Raw genomic sequence first — 23,724 nt, 5'->3', positions numbered from 1 at the left:
TCATGGCGAACAACCGCGCCCATGCGGCGCTCATCATCGGGGCCGGCTTCACCGGACTGGGAGCAGCGATCCGCCTGGCCGAAGCCGGAGTCGACGACATCGTGATGCTGGAGCGCGCCGACCGCGTCGGCGGAACTTGGCGTGACACAACGTATCCGGGTGCCAGCTGTGACGTCCCGTCGCTGCTGTACTCGTACTCCTTCGTCAAGAACCCGACCTGGTCACGCACCTACTCCCCCGCGCCTGAGATCTACCGGCACCTCGAGGACATGGCGAACAGGTTCGACATCCGCAGCCGCATCAAGTTCGGCCACGAGGTCAAAGACTTGACCTTCGACGAGGAAGCCGGCATCTGGACCGCGACCACCAAAAACCGCAAGAAGTTTCGCGCCCGCACCGTCGTGCTGGCCTCCGGTCCGCTGTCCGACGTCAGCTTCCCCGACATCCGGGGCTTGGACAGCTACCGCGGGCACAAGATCCACAGCGCACGCTGGGATCACGACTACGACTTCACCGGCAAGCGCGTCGCGGTCATCGGTACCGGCGCCAGCGCCATCCAGATCATCCCCGAACTGGTCAAGCAGGCCGGGTTCGTCAAAGTATTCCAGCGCACGCCGTGCTGGGTGCTGCCGCGGTTGGACGTTGCCACCCCGCCGGCCGTGCAATCCTTGTTCGCCAAAGTCCCTGCCACCCAACACCTTGCGCGCCAAGCGCTGTACTGGGGCCACGAAGCCAGCGCGACGGCGCTGGTGTGGGACACCCCGTTGACGTCGCTGGTCGCCCGGCTCGGCCGAGCGCACCTGCGCGCGCAGGTGAAAGACCCGTGGCTGCGGCGGCAGCTGACGCCGGACTTCCGGCCCGGGTGCAAACGCATGCTGGTTTCCAGCGAGTACTACCCCGCGCTGCAGCGCGACAACTGCAAGCTGATCGACTGGCCGATCGCCACGTTGAGCCCGGCCGGCGTTCGCACCAGCGACGGCATCGAGCATCACCTCGATTGCATCGTGTTCGCCACCGGTTATGACGTGCACCTGACCGGTCCGCCCTTCCCGGTCACCGGACTGGGTGGCCGGTCGCTGGCCGCCGAATGGGCCGATGGCGCACAGGCTTACAAGAGCATCAACGTGCACGGCTATCCGAACCTGCTCGTCATGACCGGCCCCAACTCCGGACCGGGCCACAATTCGCTGCTGGTGTACATCGAGGGCCAGCTGGACTACGCGGTACGCGCGATCACTACCGTCCTCAACGACGACCTGCGTTACCTCGATGTTCGCGAAGAGGTCCAGCGTCGCCACAACGAGGGCCTGCAACGCCGGCTCACCAAGACGACCTGGATGTCGGGGTGCCGCAGTTGGTACCTCACCAAGGACGGATTCAACGGGTCGATGTACCCCGGGTTCGCCACGCAGTATCTTCGCCAGATGAGGGATTTCCGGTACGAGGACTATCAGGCGGTTGCCCATCACGCCCAGACGCAGGCCACCGCGTCGGCCTGAGAGGCCGCATCGACATGGCCACCGAGCGCGCGTCGCGACCCGAACCCGGCACCATCGCCAGCGTGCTGCACAATGTGCGGCGCGCACCCAAACGCGTGCGGCGCCAATCGCGGGAATACCGCCAACTCATCGAGGGGGCGGTGTCGCAGCTTTTCGAGTCGGCCGCCCGGCACCCGAACGGCGACGCGAATTCCGGTGAGTACCGGATCGATGACCTGGCCCGGCTGGCCGGCACCACGACGCGCAACATCCGCGTCTACCGGGACCGAGGGCTGCTACCGCCGCCACTGCGAGTGGGGCGGATCGCCCTGTTCAACGACACCCACCTGACGCGGCTGCGGCTCATCACCTCGATGCTCGACCGCGGCTACAACATCGCACACGTGCGAGAAATGCTCAGCGCGTGGGAGGAGGGCAAAAACCTCGGCGACGTGCTGGGCCTGGAAACCGCCATCGTCGGCACCTGGACCACCGAAAAGCCGGAGACGGTGACGCTCGCCGAGGCCCAGCGACTCGTCGACGATGCGCAAGCGTTCGAGCGCCTGGTGGCGCTGCAGGTGATCCGGATCGATGGGAAGCAAGCGACCATCACCCGCCCGAAACTCATTGAAGCGTTCAACGAAATCCGGGGCTACGGCGTCAAATTCGACAAGCTCATCGACCTCCACGAACAGATCGTCCCGGAGATCGACAAGATCAGTGAGATGCTGGTGCGCGCAGGTGCCGAACACGTGCTGGATCGCATCAAGCCCGGCGAACCGCTGCCGGCCGACGCCGAAATCGCCGAACTGATCACCATGCTGGTGCGCTTCCGAACCCAAGCCGTGGCGACCGTCACCGCCACTCTCGCATCGTCCATCGAATCGAATATCGAATCGCTTGTCGGCCGTATCCTGGCCGACTATCTCGAATCGAGCTCTTCGGTCTGACTCTGGGTCAGCGCGCAGCCAAAGAGATCAGAAACTTATTGGCGCGCAATCAGATAGGGGGCGAGCGTGGACAGCTTTTCGCAGGTCTCTTCGAACTCGCGGTCCGGTGTCGACTCTTCGATGATGCCCGCACCGGCCCGCAGCCAGGTCTTCCCGTCACGTTCGTACGCCGACCGCAGCGTGAGCGCCGCATCAAGCCCGCCATCGGCCGAAAGCATCACGACCGCACCCGAATACAGCCCGCGCGGCCCCTCGTCGAGGCGCATGATCGCTTCGACGCCAACGGCTTTCGGAATGCCCGACGCGGTGACCGCCGGGAACAGCGCCTCGAGCGCATCCATCCGGTCATTGGATGTGCCCAGCCGGCCGCTCACCGTGGAGCCCAGGTGCTGCACGCTCCCCCGTTCCCGCACCGTCATGAAATCGGTGACGACAGCGGTGCCCGGCTCGGCGATCTCGGTCATTTCCTGCAGCGAGCTTCGCACCGAAATGGCGTGCTCGACAATCTCTTTGGAGTTCGACTCCAGGTCGTCGCGAGCCTGGCGGTCGCGCACCTCGCCGCGCCCGAGCGCGCGGGTGCCCGCCAGCGGCTCGGTCACCACGACGCCGTCGCGATGAACGGCCGCGACCAGTTCGGGACTGTAACCCACGGCGCGAATTCCACCGAGCCGCAGCAGGAACGACCGCACCGGGGTGTTGTGCCGACGGGCCAGCCGGTAAGTGGACGGGAAATCGAGCGCGAAAGGCACTTCGATAGAGCGGGAAAGAATCACTTTGTGGTAGCGGCCCGCCGCGATCTCAGCGACGGCCGACGCGACGCGACCACGGTAGTCGGACGGGTCGGCGATTACGTCGACCGCCGAGGCGTCGCGCACATCGGGCACGCCGTCGCCCAGTACACCGAGGACTTCGTCCCGGTGCCCGGCCGAGGTACCGAACAGCCGGACCTCCTCCCGGGTCACCACGATGCGGCCATGCGGCCAAAAGACTCGGGCCAGTGGGGTTCCCGGCGCCAGCCGCTGCTGCAGCCCGTAGCGGTACACACCGAATTCGAAGGCGACCCAGCCGAAGAGCTGATCGGTCTCCAGCAACAGCCGGTCGATGGCTTCACCGAGCACCGGGCCGGGCCCGCCCGACCATTGTTGACTCTGGGTCACCCCGTCGCGGATCACTCGCAGCTCGTCGCTGTCGAGCTCGACCATCGCGCGCACACCGGTGGCCAGCACCCATTCACCGCCGCGCTCGTAGAGCAGATACTGTTCCCCGGCGCGCTCGGACAGCACCACGGCCAGCTCGGCCGCCACGTCCGCCGGGTCGAGGTGCACGGGAAGCGGCATCGACGGCGACTCACAGCCGGCGGAACTTGTCTCGACGCTGACCTCGGTCACGGTTAGTAAATGTAGCCTAACCTATGTACCTGTGCGCAACCGATCCCAGGAACTGCCGCCTCGATTGCCGCATTCAGCTAAAACTCCCGCGGAGTTAAACCGCCAACCGGCCGGACGCTTCTGCTCGAAGCCTGGCAAAGCCCCGGCGATCCCGGCGTGTTTGCGCAGGTAAGGCGGTTTGAACTCCGCCCTCGAGGGGGAGATCTGGCCGGCGGCCGTGAAGATCGCCACTCCAAAGGTTTCCCAACCGTTTACGTTGCGGCCGCACAACAGGCGGCTTCGGGAGCCAGACTTTTCCTAGCGCCCACTGCCCGCCTTGGCCGAGTCCGCCGGATTGGAGGAACACCGTGTTCATAATCCGGCTCTTCAACGGCGAAGAAGTGCACGCAAGCGAAGGCGACGAGCTCGAAATCAATCCACAGACCGGGGTGCTTTCGGTTTCCCGGGTCGACGGTTTCGAGGAAATCACCACGCATTACTCGCCGTCGGCGTGGCTCTCGGTAACGCACCGCAAAAAAGGGGCCGGCGTGAGGCCCTCGCTCGTCCCTTCTGCGCGCTGACGCTGTATTAACTCCACAGTAAATACACAGCACCTTCACACCAAACTAGCGGTAGCGGTAACGGCGCCGCGCACGGTATTTCGCTTCGAGAATTTCGCTCTGACCAGCATGTTCATCGGCTATCACCAGCCGCGCGGGCGTCCGACACCCGGTGTGCTGCCAACTGGCGGCGGGCCAGCGGTGGGGATAAATTCTTGACGGTCGTCGCGATGTTTCGTGGTTGCTCCGCTTGCGGACGGTGCTTCCCCAGATCAGCGCTCTAACCTACGGAGGCATCGATGCTGCAAGAGTTCTGGCACAACTTCACCCATAACTTGTTCAAACCGCTTTTGCTGTTCTTTTACTTCGGGTTTCTGATTCCCGTCATGAAGGTGCGGTTCGAATTCCCCTACGTCATCTATCAGGGTTTGACCATGTACCTGCTGCTGGCCATCGGCTGGCACGGCGGGGAAGAACTCGCCAACGTCAAGGCCTCCAGCATCGGGGCCATCGTCGGGTTCATGGTGGTGGGCTTCGTGCTCAACTTCGTGATCGGTTGTATCGCCTACCTGTTGCTGACTTGGCTGACGTCGCTCAGAAGCGTCGATCGAGCGACGGTCGCCGGTTATTACGGCTCGGATTCGGCTGGAACGTTCGCCACCTGCGTGGCCGTCTTGGCCACCGTCAACATCGTGTTCGACGCCTACATGCCGGTCATGCTGGCCGTTATGGAGGTTCCCGGCTGCCTGGTGGCGCTCTACCTGGTGGCTCGGCTGCGGCATCGGGGCATGGACTCGGCGGGCAATATGCCAAACGAGCCCGGCTACACGCCACCGGTCAAGGTCGGAGTCGGTCCCGGCACCGCCGCTAAGCCCCCGCATGGCCAGAGCCTGGAGGCCGAGCGCCAGCGCGGCATCGAGCAGGAGCTGGAGCTCTCGATGGAAAAGCTGGATCAGGACTGGGAGCCCGAAGAAGCCCTGGAAGGCAAGAAACCGCCCTTCTTCTCCCGCGAGCTCCTGCGAGAGGTTTTCCTCAACCCCGGGCTGGTCCTCCTCTTCGGCGGAATCGTCATCGGCCTCGTCAGTGGTCTGCAGGGGCATAAGGTCGTTGCGGACGATGACAAGTTCTTTGTGATCGCGTTCCAGGGCGTGCTCTGCCTGTTCCTCCTCGAGATGGGCATGACGGCCGCCCGCAAGCTGAAGGACCTGCGCACGGCGGGTCCTGGCTTCATCATCTACGGCCTGCTGGCGCCGAACATCTTCGCGACGCTGGGGATCATCGTCGCCCATATGTACGCCGCCCTGACCCACACCGATTTCAAGCCGGGGACCTACATTCTGTTCGCGGTACTGTGCGGTGCGTCGTCCTACATCGCCGTCCCGGCGGTCCAACGCCTGGCAATACCAGAGGCCAGCCCTACTCTGCCCTTGGCCGCCTCGCTGGGTCTGACGTTCTCCTACAACGTCACCATCGGAATCCCGCTCTATATCGAGATCGTCCGCCTCGTCGGGCACTGGTTCCCGAGCACCTAGCGACTTACCCCAACAGGGTGCGCACCACCCCGTCGGCCAGCAGCCGGCCGCGCGGGGTGAGCACCAGCCTGTCGCCGTCGGGCACCAACAACCCGTCGGCAACCACGCCGTCGGCGCGCTCCCGCTCGGCAGGACTCAGCAATTCAACTGGGAGTCCTTGGCGCAGACGGGTTTTCAATAACACGTCCTCGGTGTGCAAGGCTCCGGCATCCAGCTGCTCGAATCCCGCCACCGGCAGCGCCGCCGCGCCCAGCCTCTCCGCGTAAGCGTTGGGGTGCTTGACATTCCACCACCGTGTTGCGCCGACGTACCCGTGTGCACCCGGTCCTGCGCCCCACCATTGTCCGCCATCCCAGTAACCGAGATTGTGGCGACACTCACCGCCGGGCCGCGACCAATTGGACACTTCGTACCAAGACAACCCTGCCTGTGACAGCCGCGCGTCCACCAATTCGTAGCGGTGGGCCAGCACGTCGTCGTCGGGGGTGGCGAGTTCCCCGCGCCGGACGCGCCGGGCCAGCGCGGTGCCTTCCTCGACGACCAGCGCATAGGCGGACACGTGATCCACACCGGTCTCGATCGCGGTGTCGACCGAGCACAACAGGTCGTCGTCGGACTCCCCTGGAGTTCCGTAGATCAAATCGAGGCTGACGTGCTCGAAGCCGGTGGCCAGCGCCTCGCGGGCAGCCGCCGCGGACCGGTTCGGCGTGTGAATGCGGTCCAGGACGCCCAGCACCCTCGGCGCCACCGACTGCATCCCCAGTGACACTCGCGTGTAGCCGGCCGCGCGGATGGCGTCGAAGAAGTCCGGCCATGCCGACTCCGGGTTGGCCTCGGTCGTCACCTCGGCATCGGGGGCCAGCGTGAAGTGCTGGCGCACCATGCCCAGCAGCGTCGCCATCCGCGGGCCCCCCAACAGGGAGGGCGTCCCGCCACCGACAAACACGGTGTTCACCGGCGGCGCCTGCAGCCTCGCCGCCGCCAGTTCCAATTCCGTTCCCAGTGCGCTGAGCCAGGCGTCCGGATTGACGCCACCCAGCTCGGCCGGTGTGTAGGTATTGAAATCGCAATAGCCGCAACGGGTTATACAGAACGGCACGTGCACATAGATGCCAAACGGCTGCCCCGCAACCATCCCGACGTCGGGCAGGTCGACCGGTTTTTTGCGAATGGCCATGCCAAATGATCCCACGGTGGGCCGGGCGACGCCGGGCGTCGATGCCGGCCGCAAAGACGACCTGTTCGGCCGGGAGCGGTCTCATCAATTTCCCGGGCTTCGCGGGTGGATCTCAAAGAGTCGCCGGGTAGTTTTAATCACCGTGAGCCAAGATTTGACCTGCTCGCATGGCCCTTCGGCATCCGTGGCACAATGGGGGCGTGACTGTCGACCGGCCCAGCCCGCACATTGTGCTCGTGGCGCGACGGCACATTGATCTCAAGCGCGTTTGCAGCTGTATCTGTCTGCCTTGACGTGGTAGACCCAGGCCCCCTGTGTCTCCAGCTGGCCGACGGTTCCGCGCCGCCCGAAAGTGCCGGTGAACTGTGCTGGCCGCGCTGGCGATCTTTTTAGAGGAGAGAACTTCCGATGACCACCGCCCGAGCCGCAAAGCCCCGTAACGAGGGCCAATGGGCACTGGGAAATCGTGAGCCGCTGAACCCGAACGAAGAGATGAAGCAGGCCGGCGCCCCGCTGGACGTACGGGAGCGCATCGAGACCGTCTACGCCCAGAATGGGTTCGACAGCATCGACAAGAGCGACCTGCGCGGCCGTTTCCGCTGGTGGGGCCTGTACACCCAGCGCGAACAGGGCTACGACGGCACGTTCACCGGCGACGACAACGCCGATTTGCTGGAAGCCAGGTACTTCATGATGCGGGTGCGGTGCGACGGCGGCGCGCTGTCGGCGGCCGCGCTGCGCACCGTGGGCCAGATTTCCACCGAATTCGCCCGCGACACCGCCGACATCACCGACCGCGAGAACGTGCAGTACCACTGGATCGAGGTGGAGAACGTCCCCGAGATCTGGCGCCGGCTGTCCGAGGTCGGACTGCAGACCGCCGAGGCGTGCGGTGACTGCCCCCGCGTGATCCTGGGCTCGCCGCTGGCCGGCGAGTCGCTGGACGAGGTGCTCGACCCCAGCTGGGCGATCGAGGAGATCGCCCGCCGCTACATCGGTCAGCCCGACTTCGCCGACCTGCCGCGCAAGTACAAGACCGCGATCTCCGGTTTGCAGGATGTGGTGCACGAGGTCAACGACATCGCGTTCATCGGCGTCGACCACCCCGAGCACGGCCCGGGACTGGACCTGTGGGTCGGTGGCGGGCTGTCGACCAACCCGATGCTGGCCCAGCGGGTGGGCGCCTGGGTGCCGCTCGAAGAGGTGCCCGAGGTGTGGAACGCGGTGACATCGATCTTCCGCGACTACGGCTACCGGCGGCTGCGGTCCAAGGCGCGGCTGAAGTTTTTGATCAAGGACTGGGGCATCGAGAAGTTCCGCAAGGTCCTGGAAACCGAGTACCTCAAGCGCCCACTGATCGACGGCCCGGCTCCCGAGCCGCTAAAGCACCCGATCGACCACGTGGGCGTGCAGCGGCTCAAGAACGGCCTCAACGCGGTGGGCGTCGCCTCGATCGCGGGCCGGGTGTCGGGCACCATCCTCACCGGGGTGGCTGACCTCGCCGCGCGGGCCGGCTCGGACCGGATCCGGCTCACCCCCTACCAGAAGCTGGTCATCCTCGACGTGCCCGACGACAAGCTCGACGAGCTGATCGCCGGCCTGGAGGCGCTGGGCCTGCAGTCACGGCCGTCGCATTGGCGGCGGAATGTGATGGCTTGCACGGGGATCGAGTTCTGCAAGTTGTCCTTCGCCGAAACCCGGGTCAAGGCGCAGTCTTTGGTGCCCGAGCTGGAAAACCGCCTGGCGGACATCAACGACCAGCTCGACGTGCCGATCACCGTCAACATCAACGGCTGTCCCAATTCATGCGCCCGCATCCAGGTCGCCGACATCGGGCTCAAGGGCCAGATGGTCGACGACGGAGAGGGCGGCTCGGTGGACGGTTTCCAGGTGCACCTGGGCGGCAGCCTGGGCCTGGACAGCGGCTTTGGTCGAAAACTGCGTCAGCACAAGGTCACCACCGACGAGCTCGGCGACTACATCGAGCGGGTCACACGCAACTTCCTGAAATATCGCGGCGAGGGTGAACGTTTCGCACAGTGGGCTATGAGGGCAGACGAGGACGATTTGCGATGAGCGAACGAACAACCAAACTTCCAGAAGCCGAACTGCGGGCGCTTGCCGCCCGCGGGGCGGCCGAGCTGGAGGGCGCCAGCGCCGCCGATGTATTGCGTTGGACTGACCAGACATTCGGCGGCATCAACGGACCGCGCGGCTGGGCCACCTGCAACTACGTGGTGGCTTCGAGCATGCAGGAGGCCGTGTTGATCGACCTGGCGGCCAAGGCGCGTCCGGGCGTTCCGGTGGTATTCCTGGACACGGGTTATCACTTCGTGGAGACCATCGGCACCCGGGATGCGATCGAATCCGTGTATGACATCCGGGTGCTCAACGTCACGCCCGAGCAGAGCGTCGCCGAGCAGGACAAAATGCTGGGCAAGGACCTGTTCGCGCGGGACCCCGGTGAGTGCTGCCGGCTACGCAAGGTCGAGCCGCTGGGCAAGACGCTGCGCGGATACTCCGCCTGGGTGACCGGGCTGCGCCGCGGTGAGACCGCCGCGCGCGCCAACGCCCCAGTGGTCGGTTTCGACGAGGGCTTCAAGCTGGTGAAGGTCAACCCGCTGGTCGAATGGTCCGACGAAGACGTACAGAATTACATCGACGAGCACGGCGTGCTGGTCAATCCGCTTATGTACGACGGCTATTCATCGATCGGTTGCGCCCCCTGCACGGCCAAGCCGCTGGCGGGCGCCGACCCGCGCAGCGGACGCTGGCAGGGACGGGCCAAGACCGAATGCGGGTTGCACGCGTCGTAGCTACAGACGTGCGACAGGACGAATCCGGCCGTCAGGCCGACGCCAGCGTGTTCTCGTCCTCATCGGCCTGATCGGCGCGGCGAGCCTCGGCTGCGGCCTCGAGGGCGATGGGCGGGACTCGGGTGGCACGCACGTAGACGGTGTCCCCCTCGCGCAGCGCCAGCGCCTCGGCGTCGCCGCGCGTGATCTGGGCGGTGAAGAAACCGCCGGTGGCGGCGCTGGTCAACTCGACGCGCACCTCGAAACCCAGCGTGACCACGCGGTCGACGACGGCGCGCACCACCCCGACGGACTCGGCGGTGCCATCCCCGCCGGCGATCGCCATGTCCGGATTGCGCCCCACCCGGATATCGTGCGGCCGCACTAGGGTTCCGTTCAGGGTGGACACCGCGCCGAGGAACGACATCACGAACGCGTTCGCCGGGGCGTCGTAGACGTCGGTCGGGGATCCGATCTGCTCGATGCGGCCCTGATTGAGCACCGCGATCCGGTCGGCGACGTCCAGCGCCTCGGCCTGGTCGTGGGTGACCAGCACCGTGGTCACGTGCACCTCGTCGTGCAGGCGCCGCAGCCACGCCCGCAGGTCCTCACGCACCTTGGCGTCCAGCGCACCGAACGGCTCGTCGAGCAGCAGCACCTGCGGATCGACGGCGAGCGCGCGCGCCAGCGCCATCCGCTGCCGCTGACCGCCGGACAGCTGGTTGGGGTAGCGGGCCTGAAACCCGCTCAGCCCCACCACTTCCAGCAGGTTGTCGACTTTGGCTTTGATCTCGGCTTTGGGCCGCTTGCGGACCTTGAGCCCGTAGGCCACGTTGTCGCGGACGGTCAGGTGCTTGAACGCCGCGTAGTGCTGAAACACGAACCCGATGCCGCGGCGCTGCGGCGGCACCCGCGTCACGTCACGACCGTAGATCGTGACAGTTCCGGTGTCGGGCTGGTCGAGTCCGGCGATGGTGCGCAGCAGGGTCGATTTACCCGAACCGCTGGGACCCAGCAGGGCCGTCAGCGAGCCGGTGGGCACGACGAAGTCCACATGGTCGAGGGCGACGAAATCGCCGTAACGCTTGTTGGCGTCACGCACGATGATGGCGAGGTCGTCGCGGTTGGTGCCGGCGTCGGTCACGGTCATTCCCCTCGTCAGGCCTGTCTGGCCGCTCGTGCGCGCCGCGCGTCAAGCGCCACCTGGAAAACCAACACCAGCACGGCAACTCCCATCAACAGCGTGGACAACGCGTAGGCGCCGTACTCCGCGCCGCGGTTGTAGCGGTCGGAGACAAGTAATGTCAGTGTCTGCGACTTCCCCGGCAGGTTCGACGACACCATCAGCACGGCACCGTATTCCCCCAGGGTACGTGCGATGGTCAACACGATGCCGTATGTCAGACCCCACCGGATGGACGGCAGGGTGATCCGCCAGAAGGTCTGCCACCAGCCCGAACCCAGGGTGGCCGCCGCCTCCTCCTGGTCGGTACCCAGCTCGTGCAGCACCGGCTCCACTTCGCGCACCACGAACGGCAGCGTGACGAAGATGCTGGCGAGCACGATCCCGGGCAGGCCGAAGATGATCTTGAACCCGAGGTCCTGCTCCACGAACCCGAGCGCGCCGGCCGACCCCCACAACACGATCAACGCGACGCCCACGATGACGGGCGAGACCGCGAACGGCAGATCAATGACGGCCTGCAGCACGCCCTTGCCACGAAACCTGTTGCGCGCGAGCACCAATGCCGTGGGGATCCCGAAGACGACGTTGAGCGGCACCACGATGGCGACCACCAGCAGGGTCAGGTTCAGCGCCGATATCGCGGCGGGGGTGCTCACCCAGGCGTAGAACTGGCCCAGTCCGGGCTGGAATGTCCGCCACAGGATCAACGCCACCGGAATGACCAGCAGCACGAAGATGTATCCGAGCGCGATGAACCGCAACCAATAGCGCACTCCCGCAGACGATGTCATGCGGACAGCTCCTCTCGCTTGGCCGCGTGCCCGCCCACGATCCGCAGGATGAGCAGCACGACAAACGAAATGGCCAACAGCACAATCGAAATTGCGGCGGCGCCGGTGCGGTCGTCGTTCTCGATCAGCGTGCGTATCCACTGCGACGACACCTCGGTCTTGCCCGGTACCGCGCCGCCGATGAGCACCACGGAGCCGAACTCGCCGATCGCCCGTGAGAACGCCAGGCCCGCACCGGATAACAACGCGGGCAGCAGTGACGGCAGCACCACGGAGGTGAAGATCTTCGCTCCGCCGGCACCCAGCGACGCCGCGGCCTCCTCGGTTTCGCGATCCACTTCGAGCAGCACCGGCTGGACGGCGCGCACCACGAACGGCAGCGTGACGAAGGCCAGCGCCACCGCCACACCGCATGACGTGTGCTGCAAATGCAGGCCGACGGGGCTGTTGTTGCCGTACAGCGCCAGCATCACCAGGCTGGCGACGATGGTGGGCAACGCGAACGGCAGGTCGATGATCGCGTCGACGAGCCGCTTGCCCGGGAAGTCGTCACGCACCAGCACCCACGCGATCACCAGGCCGAAGACCAGGTTCAGGACGGTGACCCCGGCCGAGATCGTCAGGGTCACCCGGAATGACTCGAGCGCGGCATTCGAGGAGACCGCCAACCAGAAGGCGTGCCAGCCGCCGCCCGCGGATTGCCAGGCGATCGCGGCCAGCGGCAGCAGCACGATCACCGACAGCCACACCGTGGCCGCCCCGACCCGAAGGGCGGTGGTCGGCCGGCCGCGCCCGGGAAGCGGTCCCGGTGGCGTGTCACCGCTGAGTTCGGGCCGGATTGCCAGCGGGTCCGGCGTGATGGCCGTCATCCGGTGGCCTTCGTGTAGATCTTGGTGATGCTGCCGGTGTTCTTGTCGAACAGCTGCGGATCCGCGGTGGCCCAGCCGCCCAGGTCGGCGATGGTCCACAGCTTGGCCGGCACCGGGTACTGGCTTCGGAAGTCGGCGGCGACGGCAGGATCGACCGGGCGGAAACCGGCCTGCGCCCAAACCTTTTGGGCCGCGGCCGCGTATTGGAAGTTCTTGAAGGCGACGGCGGCATCCAGGTGCGGGCTGGTGTTGACCACGGCCACCGGATTGTCGATCCGGAAGGTCTGCGGCGGGTTGATGTGCTCGACCGGCTTTCCGGCCCGCTCGGTGGCGATGGCCTCGTTCTCGTAGCTGATCAATACGTCACCGCTGCCCTGCACGAAGACGTCGGTGGCTTCCCGCCCCGATCCGGGACGCAGCTTGACGTGCTCGGTCACCAGCTTTTTGATGAAATCCACACCGACGTCACTGTGTGCGCCGCCTTCACTCTTGACGGCGTACGGCGCGAGCAGATTCCATTTGGCCGATCCGGAACTCAACGGGCTGGGCGTGATGACCTCGACGCCCGGCCGCAACAGGTCATCCCAATCCTTGATGTTCTTCGGATTACCCTTCCGCACCACCAGTGTGACCACCGAGCCGAACGGAATTCCCTTGGTGGCGTCGGTATTCCAGTCCTTGGAAACCTTGCCCGCCTTGACCAGTCGAGCGATGTCGGGTTCCACGGAGAAGTTGACCACGTCGGCCGGCTTGCCATCGACGACGCCGCGGGACTGATCGCCGGAGGCCCCGTAGGAGGTCACCACCTGCACGCCCTTGCCCTCGTCGGTGGCATTGAACGCCGGAATTATCTTGCTCCACCCCGGTTCTGGGACCGAGTAGGCGACCAGGGTGATGCTGGTGCGCGCGTCGGACAGCCCACCGCCGCCGACGGCGTCGCTGGCCCCGCCGTGGCAGCCGGCGACGAGGCCGGCAATCATGGCAAGGGTGAGGACGGGCCGCCAGTGCGATGCGGTCCTGATGTCCATTGAGGGCCTTCCGATGCAGAACGTATGGGATTTCGGTCCCGTTTCTGCGGATAGGCACCTAGAACTTCAGGAGAATTCGAAAACTCCAGACCAGACCGCGCACGGGTTTGGGAGTCAGCGACAACAGTGCACGAGGGCATAGCAGCCGGGAATGCCAAATGCCACGCGCATGGCGGGAAGCCTAACAGGAATCGGGGTTGCCGCCACCGCGACGGTGGCCGAGCAAACCGGCGACGCCGGCTAGTGCATGAAGTGGGTCACCAACCAGGTGACCACCACCAGCGCCACCAGGATCGCGAGAACCAGCGTCACGTGAGACCGGGGCATGGGCGTTACTCGGGGGTCCCGTCGGCGTGGCGAGCACGTCGCATCAGTTCGATGCCCTTGCCGAGCACGCCATCCAGCACGGCCGCTGTGGCGTAGGCCACCACCAGCACGACCGGCATCACCACCATGGCCTGCAGGACGAAAGGGAGTCCGGAAAGCCACAGCTCGTTGCCGTCCCACCAGTTGAGGAACGCGTTCACCGGGCTCACCCTATTCGGCAAGGCTGTCGAAGACCAATGTGTGAAGATCGGCCGCTGGGCGCGCGCCACGCCACCGAGCCGAAACGTTGGACGCGAGATCGCTGAGCAGCGATGATGGCCAGATGGTTCTGCATGCCCAACCCGAAGACCAGCCGGCCGATGCCATGCCCGAGGACGCAAATCAAGCCGCCTCCGCAGCGTCGATGTCGTCGTCCATCGATTTGCGCACGGCCGGGCCCCTCGCTCCCAGCGCCGCCTTACGGAACCCTTTCCCGCCGATCGCCGACTATGCGTTCCTGTCGGACTGGGAAACCACCTGCCTGATCTCCCCGGCCGGGTCGGTGGAATGGCTGTGCGTGCCCCGGCCGGACTCCCCCAGCGTGTTCGGCGCGATCTTGGACCGCAGCGCCGGTCATTTCCGGCTCGGGCCCTACGGCGTCTCGGTGCCGTCGGCCCGCCGGTACCTTCCCGGCAGCCTCATCATGGAGACCACCTGGCAGACCCACACCGGGTGGCTGATCGTGCGTGACGCGCTGGTCATGGGCCCCTGGCACGACCTGGAGCGGCGGTCGCGGACGCATCGGCGCACCCCGATGGACTGGGATGCCGAGCACATCCTGCTGCGCACCGTGCGCTGCGTCAGCGGCACCGTCGAACTGATGATGAGCTGCGAGCCGGCGTTCGACTACCACCGCGTCGGCGCCGCCTGGGAATACTCCGCGAACGCGTACGGCGAGGCCGTCGCACGCGCCACCAGGGAACCCGACGCACACCCGACGCTGCGGCTCACCAGCAATCTGCGCATCGGGCTGGAGGGCCGCGAGGCACGCGCGCGTACCCGGATGAAAGAGGGCGACGACGTGTTCGTCGCCCTGAGCTGGACCAAGCACCCGGCGCCGCAGACGTACCAAGAGGCCGCCGACAAGATGTGGCAGACCACCGAGTGTTGGCGGCAATGGATCAACATCGGCAACTTCCCCGATCACCCGTGGCGGGCGTACCTGCAGCGCAGCGCACTCACGTTGAAGGGCCTGACCTACTCGCCCACCGGCGCGCTGCTGGCGGCCAGCACCACCTCGCTGCCGGAAACGCCGCAGGGCGAACGCAATTGGGATTACCGCTACGCCTGGGTGCGCGACTCGACGTTCGCGTTGTGGGGTCTGTACACCCTGGGGCTGGATCGCGAGGCGGACGACTTCTTCGCGTTCATCGCCGACGTCTCCGGCGCAAACCACAACGAACGGCACCCGCTGCAAGTCATGTACGGCGTGGGCGGCGAACGCAGCCTCGTCGAAGAAGAGCTGCATCACCTGTCCGGCTATGACCACGCCCGCCCGGTGCGGATCGGGAACGGCGCCTACGACCAGATCCAGCACGACATCTGGGGCTCGATCCTGGATTCCTTCTACCTGCACGCCAAGTCGCGCGAGCAGGTTCCCGAGACGTTATGGCCGGTGCTGAAAAAGCAGGTCGAAGAGGCGATCGAGCACTGGCGCGAGCCGGATCGCGGCATCTGGGAGGTGCGCGGGGAGCCGCAGCACTTCACCTCCTCGAAGGTGATGTGCTGGGTGGCGCTCGACCGCGGGGCCAAGCTGGCCGAGCGGCAGGGCGAAAAGAGCTACGCCCAGCAGTGGCACGCCATCGCCGACGAGATCAAGAACGACATCCTTGCGCACGGTGTGGACTCGCGCGGGGTGTTCACCCAGCGCTACGGCAGCGACGCGCTGGACGCCTCGCTGCTGTTGGTGGTGCTGACGCGGTTCCTGCCGCCGGATGATCCGCGGGTGCGCAACACCGTGCTGGCGATCGCCGACGAACTCACCCAGGAAGGCCTGGTGCTGCGCTACCGGGTCGAGGAGACCGACGACGGGCTGTCCGGCGAGGAGGGCACCTTCACGATCTGCTCGTTCTGGCTGGTGTCGGCGCTTGTCGAGATCGGAGAGGTGCGGCGCGCCAAGCGGCTGTGCGAGCGGCTGCTGTCCTACGCCAGTCCGCTGCACCTCTACGCCGAGGAGATCGAACCGCGCACCGGCCGGCAGCTGGGCAACTTCCCGCAGGCGTTCACCCACCTGGCGCTGATCAACGCCGTGGTGCACGTCATCCGCGCCGAGGAGGAAGCCGACGGCTCCGGGATGTTCCAGCCCGCGAACGCGCCGATGTAGGGGATTGCGGCGCAAGGCAACCGCGCGGCATCGGCCTAGCGCAGCGCGCCGACTTTGTCCCGCATGACCTGCGCAATGTCGAGCGCGCTGGCGTCGACCTCGTCTGGTTGCCGCAGCGGCCGAGTGGGTGTGTTCGCAAAGTCGACCTCGACTTCGATGAGGCAATTGTCCCGCACGCCGATGGCCCGGCCGGCCGGTAGCGAGTCCTCGAGAAGCGGGTTCGGCGAATCGAGCTCGATCGACGTCGTCGCCGCGAGAACCGAAGCGGCGACTTGCACGCCGTCCACCTTCGCCTTCAGCCGGAACGGGGCACCGGTCAGGGCAACCGTCTTGCCCTGACATCGTTGCCACTGCCGAGAGAACGTCACGAACAGCGCCTCGGCGTCGGCGTTCGTCGGCAAGTCGACCACCGCCTCTTGGACGCGGATTACGACGGCGGGCGTGGAATCGGGCCGCCACGTCTCCTGCGCGACGTCTCTGACCTTTTGGTGACGGTAGGCGCTTTGCTGCAGCATCACCGCGACTCCGATGCAGTCGTCGGGCGACGTGGCTCTGTCGCCCTGCAGCGATTCGGGACCCGCGAAACTCGGTGGAAATCCGGGATCAATATTCAAGGGCTGCCTGACAATTCGCGATAATGCACTCTTGCCCAGCAGCACCCGCTTGATGGTCGGCCCACTGAGCGATCGCGGTGCCGCGCCGGGCACCGGCCGCGCCGTGCCGTCGACCGCCACGGAGCAACCCGAGGCCAGCACCACGATGACCATCAGGGCGCCGACGCACCAGGGGCTTCTCGTACCGGCCATCACACTCGTTACCGCGCCTCCCCGGGTCGGTCGATCTACGCCACAACCCGCTTCTTACCGCCTTGACCAGCAGTTTACGGTCGCCGGCGAGGTGGACACACGCGCCACACCGAGGACACAGCGCAACGTCAGGCATGTCTCAGGTTCGGGTGGCGACGCCCCATCGGCTCAGCCGCGGGCGCTGAGTTTGTCCATGAGCGCGTGGGTGAGATCGATGGCGGTGGTGTTGATGTCGGCGTTCCCCGCATCCGCTGGGGTATAGATCGGAATGAACTCGACCGTGACCTCGACCAAGTAAGGACCCTTGACGCCAAGGGCCCGAGCCGTGGGGATCGCGTTCAAACCCCCGTGTGGGCCGGATTCCATCGAAACCGTCGCCGCGACAACCGAATCCAGTACGCGCACGCCGGAAATGGCGTCCGAACCCCACACATCGATGGGCTCCACGGTCAGCGTGGTCCCATCGCACTTCTGCCACTGCGCGGCGAACTTGGCGAACAACGCGTTGGCGTCCGCGTCCGTCCGCAACGCGACGATGCCCTGCTGGACGCTGTCGACCTTCACGGATCACCCTTGTGCACCCACATTTCGGAGGCCGTCTGTTGTATCGGTGCTGAGGCATACGTGCCCCGCTGCATCAGGTGAACGACTCCGATGCAGTCGGCGGGCTGCCCGTTATCCCAGTTGGTTCCCAATTTGTCGGTGCCGCCGAACTCCGAGTAGTGCGGGTAGGGCTGGAACGGCTGGTTGAGCAGCCTTGCCAGCGCGGTACCGTCGAACAAGGCCCGCTTGATGGCCGGCACCCGCCCCGCGTTTTGCGCCAGACTTGCTGTGCCAGCGGTGGTTTCGGTGCATCCGCCCGCCAGCACCACCGCAATCAATGCGGCCAGCGCTCGCCGGCTGCTTTTCACTTGGCTCCTTTGCCCTTCCCCGGCGCCGGCCTGACGTCAGCCCAGGGCGCTGACTCTGTCCATCAGCGCGTGCGCGACGTCGATGGCGCTGGAATCGATGTCGGCCGATCCCGGGTCGGAGGACCGTCGCCCGCCGAAGAACACCACCTGAACCTCGACGAGGCAGTTCGACCGGATGCCGATCGCGCGCGCCTGCGGGGTGGGCCGCAGGGGCGGCATGTTGGGCAGGACCGACGTCGCGGTTTTGGTGGCCGCGATGGTGGAATCCGTGGTGCGGACGTCGCTGATGACGTTCGTGGTGCTGATCGGGCCGCTCTGTTCCGACGTCGTCATGCCGTTGCACTGCTGCCATTGCTGGGAAAACTGTGCGAACAGCGCCTGGGCCTGTGCGGGCGAGGGAAGGGTGACCACGCCCTCCTCGACAACGATCACCTGCGCCGGCTCGCCGTTGTTCCACCACGATTCCGACGCAACGTCTTTCACGTCGGCGGACTGGTACACACCCTGCTGCAGCATCGCCGTCACGCCCAGACAACCGGCCTGCGACATCGATCGCTTGACCTGATACAGCTTTTCGGGCCCGCCGAATTCGGCCGGGTCCCGCGCCACGAACGTCTGATTGAGCATCCGCGACAACGTCGGGCCGTCGAGCAACACCTGCCTGACCGTCGCGCCGCTGAGCGGTCGCGGCTTCAGATTCGGCGCCGGCTTCGCCGTGCCCGCCACGACCCCACCGCAGCCCGTCACCAACGCGGCGACCGCCATCAGCGTCGTCGCCATCCCCCGTATCCGCATGGCTACTTCTTGCCCTTGTCCCCCGCGGCGTCGGCCGACAGCGCCGCCACGAACGCCTCCTGCGGCACGTCGACGCGCCCGATGGTCTTCATCCGCTTCTTGCCTTCCTTCTGCTTTTCCAGAAGCTTGCGTTTGCGGGTGATGTCACCGCCGTAGCACTTAGACAACACGTCCTTTCGGATCGCGCGGATGTTTTCGCGCGCAATGATTTTCGATCCGATGGCGGCCTGGATGGGAACCTCGAACTGCTGGCGCGGGATCAGCTCTTTGAGCTTGGTGGTCATCTTGTTGCCGTACGCCGATGCCCCGTCCTTATGGACGATCGCGCTGAACGCGTCGACCGCCTCGCCTTGCAGCAGGATGTCAACCTTGACCAGTTGCGCCTCCTGCTCGCCGGCCTCCTCGTAGTCGAGGCTCGCGTAGCCGCGGGTGCGCGACTTCAGCGAGTCGAAGAAGTCGAAGATGATCTCGCCCAGCGGCATGGTGTAGCGCAGCTCGACGCGTTCGGGTGACAGGTAATCCATGCCGCCCAGCTCACCGCGGCGCGACTGGCACAACTCCATGATGGTGCCGATGAACTCGCTGGGCGCGATGATCGTGGTCTTGACCACCGGCTCGTAAATGGTGCGGACCTTGCCCTCGGGCCAGTCCGACGGGTTGGTCACCACGATCTCGGTGTTGTCTTCCTTGACCACGCGATAGACGACGTTGGGCGACGTCGAAATCAGGTCCAGGTTGAACTCCCGCTCCAGGCGCTCGCGGGTGATCTCCATGTGCAGCAGACCCAAGAAGCCACAGCGGAATCCGAAGCCCAGCGCCACCGACGTCTCCGGCTCGTAGGTCAGCGCCGCGTCGTTGAGTTGCAACCTGTCCAGGGCGTCGCGCAGAACCGGATAATCGGAGCCGTCGACCGGATACAGGCCCGAATAGACCATCGGCCTGGGTTCGCGGTATCCGGTCAGCGCCTCGGTGGCGCCGTGCCGGGCCGTCGTCACCGTGTCACCGACCTTGGATTGGCGCACGTCCTTGACGCCGGTGATCAGGTAGCCCACCTCCCCCACGCCCAGGCCCTCGCTGGCCTTGGGCTCGGGCGAGACGATGCCGACCTCGAGCAGTTCATGCGTGGCGCCGGTGGACATCATCGCGATCCGCTCGCGCGGCGTGATCTTGCCGTCGACCACCCGGACGTAGGTCACCACGCCGCGGTAGATGTCGTAGACGGAGTCGAAGATCATCGCGCGCGCCGGCGCGTCGGCGTCACCCTGTGGTGGGGGCACCTCGCGCACCACGTGGTCGAGCAGGTCGGCGACGCCGTCCCCGGTCTTGCCCGAAACGCGCAGCACGTCGCCCGGCTCGCAGCCGACGATGTGGGCGATCTCGGCGGCGTAGCGGTCCGGGTCGGCGGCCGGCAGGTCGATCTTGTTCAGCACCGGGATGATGTGCAGGTCGCGGTCCAGCGCCAGGTAGAGGTTGGCCAGGGTCTGCGCCTCGATGCCCTGCGCGGCGTCGACCAGCAGCACCGCGCCCTCGCAGGCCTCCAGCGCTCGGGACACCTCGTAGGTGAAGTCGACGTGGCCCGGGGTGTCGATCAGGTGCAGCACGTAATCGGTGTCGCCGACCCTCCACGGCAGGCGCACGTTCTGGGCCTTGATGGTGATCCCGCGCTCGCGCTCGATGTCCATCCGGTCCAGGTACTGGGCGCGCATGGACCGCTCGTCGACGACACCGGTGAGCTGGAGCATCCGGTCGGCCAGCGTGGACTTGCCGTGGTCGATGTGGGCGATGATGCAGAAATTCCGAATCTGCGCCGGCGCAGTGAAGGTCTTGTCGGCGAAACTGCTGATGGGAATCTCCTGGTGCCTGAAGCTTGACGGGGTGCGTCGCGGCCGTTTCCGGGCCGGTTCGCGGGTATGTCCAGCGTATCCAGACAGGGCCGCCGCGACCTACTTGGACACAGTCGCGGTCCGCCGCTCGCGTCTATGCTGCGAATATGCCGTCTCCCCGGAAATCCCAGTGGAAGACGTTCCAGCGGTTCGCGGAGAATCTGGTGTTCAACGGGGCTCCGCGGCTGGTCCGGCAGGTGCAGAATTCCCAGACCATGCTGCGCGAGTTACAGCAGGCCGTGCGGATCACCGCGAACGTCATCGCCGCGGTCGCGCCGCCCCCCGCCGAGGCGCCCGTCACCGGCCGGCCGGTGACCAGCGGCAGCCTCCCGACCGCGCATCGCGCTCGCAAGCTGGTGTACGCGCCGAGCCTGGACGGCCGGGCCGATCCCGGCGAGATCGTCTGGACATGGGTGGTCTACGAAGACGACCCCACCCGAGGTAAGGACCGCCCCGTCCTGGTGGTGGGACGGGACCGCAGCGTCCTGCTGGGGCTGATGGTATCCAGCCAGGAGCGTCACGCCGCGGATCACGACTGGATCGGAATCGGTTCCGGTCCTTGGGATTACGAGGGCAGGCCAAGCTGGGTCCGGCTCGACCGGGTGCTCGACGTGCCCGAAGAGGGCATTCGTCGCGAGGGCGCCATCCTGGATCGCGAGATCTTCGATGCGGTCGCCGCCCGGCTGCGGGCCGAATACTCCTGGCGCTAATGCGCCGACGAGGCGAGTGGCGCTGGCCCCCGCCGCGCACTCAGCCCTGGGTGATGTAGGACTGCAGCTGCTGCTGCTCGGCCTCGAGCTCTTCCAGCCGGGACTTCACCACGTCACCGATGCTGACGATGCCGATCAGCTTCTTGCCGTCCAGCACCGGCACGTGCCGCACCCGGTTCTTGGTCATCAACACGCTGATCGCGTCGACCTCGTCGGCCTTGGTGCACGTGGCCAGCATCGACGTCATGATCTTGGACACCGGGCGGGACAGCACGCTGGCGCCGTGGGTGTGCAGCTGGCGAACGACGTCGCGCTCCGACACGATGCCGACCACGCCCTCGTCGCCGACCACGACCATGGCGCCGATATTTTGCTCGCTCAGCCCCGCGAGCAGCTCGCGAATCGTCGCGTCCGGGTTGATGGTCACCACCGCCGCGCCCTTGTTCCGCAAGACGTCCGCTATCCGCATCGAGGCCTCCAGCCGGGTTGTGATCCGCTTCACATCAGGCTACGGCTAACTCGCGCGGCGGAAAAGCCACTAAGAGAACCTGCAAACAGATCGTTGCCAAACGGTGAACGCCGCGCGGATCGGCCGATTGGGCCACTACGGCCACCGCGGGCTTGCAAGATAGGCCCATGATCGAGGTCACGCTGCTGGGAACCGGAAGTCCGATCCCCGATCCGAACCGAGCCGGACCGTCCACGCTGGTGCGCGCGGGCGGGCAGACGTTCCTGGTCGATTGCGGGCGCGGCGTGCTGCAGCGCGCGGCCGCGGTCGGGGTGGGCGCGGCCGGCTTGACGGCCCTGCTGCTGACCCACCTGCACAGCGACCACATCGGCGACCTCGGCGACGTCCTCATCACGCGGTGGATCAGCACCTTCACCCCCGAACCCGCGCCGCTTCCGATCATCGGACCGCCCGGCACCGCCGAGGCGGTCGCGGCGACGCTGAACGCGTTCCGGCACGACATCGGCTACCGGATCGCCCACCACAGCGACATCAATGAGCCGCCCGCGGTGGACGTCCACGAATACACCGAGGGCGCCGCATGGGACCACGACGGTGTGGCAATCCGGGTAGGTCCCACCGATCACCGGCCGGTCGCCCCGACCATCGGCTTTCGGATCGATTACCAGGGCGCCTCGGTGGTGATCGCCGGCGACACCGTCCCGTGCGCCGGCCTGGACGAATTGGCGGCGGGTGCCGGCGCGCTGGTGCACACCGTGATCCGCAAGGACGTCGTCGCCAACATCCCCCAGCAGCGGCTGCAGGACATCTGCGACTACCACTCGTCGGTTGAGGAAGCGGCGGCCACCGCGGCCCGCGCGGGGGTGGGCACCCTGGTCATGACGCACTACGTGCCGGCACTGGTCCCCGGCCAGGAAGAACAGTGGCGGGCCCTGGCGGCCGCTCAGTTCAGTGGGCGCATCGAACTCGGTGACGACCTGCACCGGGTCCAGGTCGACGCGCCTTCGTGACGCCGCGGCTCACCGGGCCGTCGAATTTCGTTGCAGCACTGGGGATAGCGCAACCGCTGCCACCATCAGCCAGGTCAGCGCCAGTACCCGCGCGATCGGCAGGATGACGCCCAGCGCCGGCCAGACCAGCACCGCCGTCGTCGCTTCGGCGAGGGCGGCCGTCGCCACACCGATCCAGACGATCGGTCGGGGCAGCAATCTGTTGCCGGGCGCCGCGAGGGCGCCGACCAGCAGGCCCAGCGCCACGATGTGCCCCGGGCCGCCGGTGAGAAACACCAGCAGGTACAGCGCCCTGACTACCGCCGCATTCGCCGCCACGTCCCGTACCGACAACGCCCAACCCAGCAGTCCGGCCAGGCCGAGCGCACCGGCGGCCAGGGCGCCGCCGGTCAGCGTGATCGCGATCGATCCGGCGCAGGCCCCGAGCCGGCGCAACCGGGCAGCCGCGACCGCCGCGTAGAGCGCCAGCGGCACCGACGAGGCGAACGTCGCAACCGCGATGATGCGCACGGCCGTCGGCTGGGCGCGCACGTAGCCCACGACGGCGCTCGGTGGCCCGTAGGGCAACGGCATGACGCCGCCCACGGCGACCCCGATCGTGATGCCGCCGATGAGCAACGCGATGCAGACCAGGGACAGCACCGCCAGGGGCGACCCGCCACCCCTCGGGCGGATCGCGTCGCGCCGGGCCCCGCCGGCGGCTGAATCGTTCATCCCT

The 23,724-nt window shown here is 66.5% G+C and carries 23 protein-coding genes and 1 pseudogene; 10 read left to right on the top strand and 14 right to left on the bottom strand.

The genetic code is table 11. The annotated features are described in order from the left end of the window. The first annotated feature begins 2 nt into the window (after positions 1-2). Both MTY59_RS17740 and MTY59_RS17735 read left to right on the top strand, forming a co-directional pair. Entirely contained in the window at positions 3-1,499 is a 1,497-nt protein-coding gene (locus tag MTY59_RS17740; protein ID WP_415822668.1) for a flavin-containing monooxygenase, read from the top strand. Positions 1,500-1,513: 14 nt separating this feature from the next. After that, positions 1,514-2,428: a MerR family transcriptional regulator gene (locus MTY59_RS17735; RefSeq protein WP_221042304.1), complete on the top strand. Its 915-nt coding sequence runs from the start codon at positions 1,514-1,516 to the stop codon at positions 2,426-2,428. Between the two features lie 35 nt (positions 2,429-2,463). Here MTY59_RS17735 and MTY59_RS17730 read toward each other — a convergent pair whose 3' ends face one another. Continuing rightward, positions 2,464-3,816, bottom strand: coding sequence for a salicylate synthase (locus MTY59_RS17730; protein WP_221042303.1), 1,353 nt, complete (start codon positions 3,814-3,816; stop codon positions 2,464-2,466). Between the two features lie 347 nt (positions 3,817-4,163). On the opposite strand from MTY59_RS17730, the gene MTY59_RS17725 reads away from it, so the two are divergent. Further along, entirely contained in the window at positions 4,164-4,376 is a 213-nt protein-coding gene (locus tag MTY59_RS17725) for a hypothetical protein (protein WP_007769888.1), read from the top strand. Between the two features lie 278 nt (positions 4,377-4,654). Further along, positions 4,655-5,887, top strand: a complete 1,233-nt coding sequence (locus MTY59_RS17720) for a sodium-dependent bicarbonate transport family permease (protein ID WP_221042302.1) — start codon at positions 4,655-4,657, stop codon at positions 5,885-5,887. A 4-nt stretch (positions 5,888-5,891) separates the two neighbouring features. Here the strand turns inward: MTY59_RS17720 and hemW are convergent, their stop codons facing one another. Continuing rightward, positions 5,892-7,064: a radical SAM family heme chaperone HemW gene (gene hemW, locus MTY59_RS17715; RefSeq protein WP_221042301.1), complete on the bottom strand. Its 1,173-nt coding sequence runs from the start codon at positions 7,062-7,064 to the stop codon at positions 5,892-5,894. Positions 7,065-7,231: 167 nt separating this feature from the next. Here hemW and MTY59_RS27985 point away from each other — a divergent pair, with 167 nt between their 5' ends. The 3 genes from MTY59_RS27985 (at position 7,232) to MTY59_RS17705 (ending at position 9,880) form a co-directional block, all read left to right on the top strand. Continuing rightward, positions 7,232-7,357 carry an Ms4527A family Cys-rich leader peptide gene (locus MTY59_RS27985; protein ID WP_415822669.1) on the top strand — a complete coding sequence of 42 codons (126 nt, stop codon included), beginning with the start codon at positions 7,232-7,234 and terminating at the stop codon, positions 7,355-7,357. Positions 7,358-7,472: 115 nt separating this feature from the next. Beyond that, positions 7,473-9,140: a nitrite/sulfite reductase gene (locus MTY59_RS17710; protein WP_221042300.1), complete on the top strand. Its 1,668-nt coding sequence runs from the start codon at positions 7,473-7,475 to the stop codon at positions 9,138-9,140. Then, positions 9,137-9,880 carry a phosphoadenylyl-sulfate reductase gene (locus MTY59_RS17705; protein ID WP_221042299.1) on the top strand — a complete coding sequence of 248 codons (744 nt, stop codon included), beginning with the start codon at positions 9,137-9,139 and terminating at the stop codon, positions 9,878-9,880. The genes MTY59_RS17710 and MTY59_RS17705 overlap by 4 nt, the downstream gene beginning before the upstream one ends. Before the next feature lie 31 nt (positions 9,881-9,911). On the opposite strand, the gene MTY59_RS17700 is transcribed toward MTY59_RS17705, so the two are convergent. From MTY59_RS17700 to MTY59_RS17680, 5 genes and pseudogenes are all read right to left on the bottom strand, one after another. Next, on the bottom strand, positions 9,912-11,009 hold the full coding sequence (locus MTY59_RS17700) for a sulfate/molybdate ABC transporter ATP-binding protein (RefSeq protein WP_221042298.1): 1,098 nt from the start codon (positions 11,007-11,009) through the stop codon (positions 9,912-9,914). Positions 11,010-11,017: 8 nt separating this feature from the next. Beyond that, complete coding sequence (gene cysW / locus MTY59_RS17695; protein WP_221042297.1) at positions 11,018-11,836, bottom strand: sulfate ABC transporter permease subunit CysW; 819 nt, start codon at positions 11,834-11,836, stop codon at positions 11,018-11,020. Next, positions 11,833-12,656: pseudogene (gene cysT, locus MTY59_RS17690) on the bottom strand (sulfate ABC transporter permease subunit CysT). The gene cysW and the pseudogene cysT overlap by 4 nt, the downstream one beginning before the upstream one ends. Before the next feature lie 45 nt (positions 12,657-12,701). Further along, positions 12,702-13,733: a sulfate ABC transporter substrate-binding protein gene (locus tag MTY59_RS17685; RefSeq protein ID WP_221042295.1), complete on the bottom strand. Its 1,032-nt coding sequence runs from the start codon at positions 13,731-13,733 to the stop codon at positions 12,702-12,704. Positions 13,734-14,065: 332 nt separating this feature from the next. Continuing rightward, on the bottom strand, positions 14,066-14,269 hold the full coding sequence (locus MTY59_RS17680) for a hypothetical protein (RefSeq protein WP_250160588.1): 204 nt from the start codon (positions 14,267-14,269) through the stop codon (positions 14,066-14,068). 113 nt (positions 14,270-14,382) lie between these two features. Here MTY59_RS17680 and MTY59_RS17675 point away from each other — a divergent pair, with 113 nt between their 5' ends. Next, positions 14,383-16,422: a glycoside hydrolase family 15 protein gene (locus tag MTY59_RS17675; protein ID WP_221042293.1), complete on the top strand. Its 2,040-nt coding sequence runs from the start codon at positions 14,383-14,385 to the stop codon at positions 16,420-16,422. Positions 16,423-16,457: 35 nt separating this feature from the next. On the opposite strand, the gene MTY59_RS17670 is transcribed toward MTY59_RS17675, so the two are convergent. The 5 genes from MTY59_RS17670 to lepA form a co-directional block, all read right to left on the bottom strand. Next, the gene (locus tag MTY59_RS17670; RefSeq protein WP_221042292.1) at positions 16,458-17,228 is read right to left on the bottom strand and encodes a sensor domain-containing protein; all 771 of its coding nucleotides are present in this window, start codon (positions 17,226-17,228) and stop codon (positions 16,458-16,460) included. Positions 17,229-17,396: 168 nt separating this feature from the next. Further along, complete coding sequence (locus MTY59_RS27410) at positions 17,397-17,792, bottom strand: sensor domain-containing protein (protein ID WP_250160587.1); 396 nt, start codon at positions 17,790-17,792, stop codon at positions 17,397-17,399. Then, a complete protein-coding gene (locus tag MTY59_RS27405) occupies positions 17,789-18,139 on the bottom strand; it encodes a hypothetical protein (RefSeq protein WP_250160586.1) in 351 nt (116 codons plus the stop codon). The genes MTY59_RS27410 and MTY59_RS27405 overlap by 4 nt, the downstream gene beginning before the upstream one ends. 36 nt (positions 18,140-18,175) lie before the next feature. After that, positions 18,176-18,934, bottom strand: coding sequence for a sensor domain-containing protein (locus tag MTY59_RS17660; protein WP_221042291.1), 759 nt, complete (start codon positions 18,932-18,934; stop codon positions 18,176-18,178). A gap of 2 nt (positions 18,935-18,936) precedes the next feature. Next, a complete protein-coding gene (lepA, locus tag MTY59_RS17655; RefSeq protein ID WP_221046503.1) occupies positions 18,937-20,784 on the bottom strand; it encodes a translation elongation factor 4 in 1,848 nt (615 codons plus the stop codon). A gap of 140 nt (positions 20,785-20,924) precedes the next feature. Between lepA and MTY59_RS17650 the strand changes: the two genes are divergently transcribed. Beyond that, entirely contained in the window at positions 20,925-21,527 is a 603-nt protein-coding gene (locus MTY59_RS17650; RefSeq protein WP_221042290.1) for a type II toxin-antitoxin system PemK/MazF family toxin, read from the top strand. Positions 21,528-21,567: 40 nt separating this feature from the next. Here MTY59_RS17650 and MTY59_RS17645 read toward each other — a convergent pair whose 3' ends face one another. Beyond that, complete coding sequence (locus tag MTY59_RS17645; RefSeq protein WP_221046502.1) at positions 21,568-21,996, bottom strand: CBS domain-containing protein; 429 nt, start codon at positions 21,994-21,996, stop codon at positions 21,568-21,570. A 167-nt stretch (positions 21,997-22,163) separates the two neighbouring features. Between MTY59_RS17645 and MTY59_RS17640 the strand changes: the two genes are divergently transcribed. Beyond that, positions 22,164-23,006, top strand: coding sequence for a ribonuclease Z (locus MTY59_RS17640; RefSeq protein ID WP_221042289.1), 843 nt, complete (start codon positions 22,164-22,166; stop codon positions 23,004-23,006). A 9-nt stretch (positions 23,007-23,015) separates the two neighbouring features. On the opposite strand, the gene MTY59_RS17635 is transcribed toward MTY59_RS17640, so the two are convergent. Continuing rightward, positions 23,016-23,720, bottom strand: coding sequence for a hypothetical protein (locus MTY59_RS17635; protein ID WP_250160585.1), 705 nt, complete (start codon positions 23,718-23,720; stop codon positions 23,016-23,018). Between the last annotated feature and the right edge of the window lie 4 nt (positions 23,721-23,724).

Source organism: Mycobacterium senriense, from assembly GCF_019668465.1.
GTDB lineage: Bacteria > Actinomycetota > Actinomycetes > Mycobacteriales > Mycobacteriaceae > Mycobacterium > Mycobacterium senriense.
This window is presented reverse-complemented; position numbering and strand designations above follow the sequence as displayed.

Bases quoted from the DNA above. Each gene is read 5' to 3' on its own strand.
- MTY59_RS17740 (WP_415822668.1), top strand. From the start codon at position 3: ATGGCGAACAACCGCGCCCATGCGGCGCTCATCATCGGGGCCGGCTTC.
- MTY59_RS17735 (WP_221042304.1), top strand. From the start codon at position 1,514: ATGGCCACCGAGCGCGCGTCGCGACCCGAACCCGGCACCATCGCCAGC.
- MTY59_RS17720 (WP_221042302.1), top strand. From the start codon at position 4,655: ATGCTGCAAGAGTTCTGGCACAACTTCACCCATAACTTGTTCAAACCG.
- hemW (WP_221042301.1), bottom strand. From the start codon at position 7,064: ATGGCCATTCGCAAAAAACCGGTCGACCTGCCCGACGTCGGGATGGTT.
- MTY59_RS27985 (WP_415822669.1), top strand. From the start codon at position 7,232: ATGGCCCTTCGGCATCCGTGGCACAATGGGGGCGTGACTGTCGACCGG.
- MTY59_RS17710 (WP_221042300.1), top strand. From the start codon at position 7,473: ATGACCACCGCCCGAGCCGCAAAGCCCCGTAACGAGGGCCAATGGGCA.
- MTY59_RS17705 (WP_221042299.1), top strand. From the start codon at position 9,137: ATGAGCGAACGAACAACCAAACTTCCAGAAGCCGAACTGCGGGCGCTT.
- MTY59_RS17700 (WP_221042298.1), bottom strand. From the start codon at position 11,009: ATGACCGTGACCGACGCCGGCACCAACCGCGACGACCTCGCCATCATC.
- cysW (WP_221042297.1), bottom strand. From the start codon at position 11,836: ATGACATCGTCTGCGGGAGTGCGCTATTGGTTGCGGTTCATCGCGCTC.
- MTY59_RS17685 (WP_221042295.1), bottom strand. From the start codon at position 13,733: ATGGACATCAGGACCGCATCGCACTGGCGGCCCGTCCTCACCCTTGCC.
- MTY59_RS17675 (WP_221042293.1), top strand. From the start codon at position 14,383: ATGGTTCTGCATGCCCAACCCGAAGACCAGCCGGCCGATGCCATGCCC.
- MTY59_RS17670 (WP_221042292.1), bottom strand. From the start codon at position 17,228: ATGGCCGGTACGAGAAGCCCCTGGTGCGTCGGCGCCCTGATGGTCATC.
- MTY59_RS17660 (WP_221042291.1), bottom strand. From the start codon at position 18,934: ATGCGGATACGGGGGATGGCGACGACGCTGATGGCGGTCGCCGCGTTG.
- MTY59_RS17650 (WP_221042290.1), top strand. From the start codon at position 20,925: ATGCCGTCTCCCCGGAAATCCCAGTGGAAGACGTTCCAGCGGTTCGCG.
- MTY59_RS17645 (WP_221046502.1), bottom strand. From the start codon at position 21,996: ATGCGGATAGCGGACGTCTTGCGGAACAAGGGCGCGGCGGTGGTGACC.
- MTY59_RS17640 (WP_221042289.1), top strand. From the start codon at position 22,164: ATGATCGAGGTCACGCTGCTGGGAACCGGAAGTCCGATCCCCGATCCG.
- MTY59_RS17635 (WP_250160585.1), bottom strand. From the start codon at position 23,720: ATGAACGATTCAGCCGCCGGCGGGGCCCGGCGCGACGCGATCCGCCCG.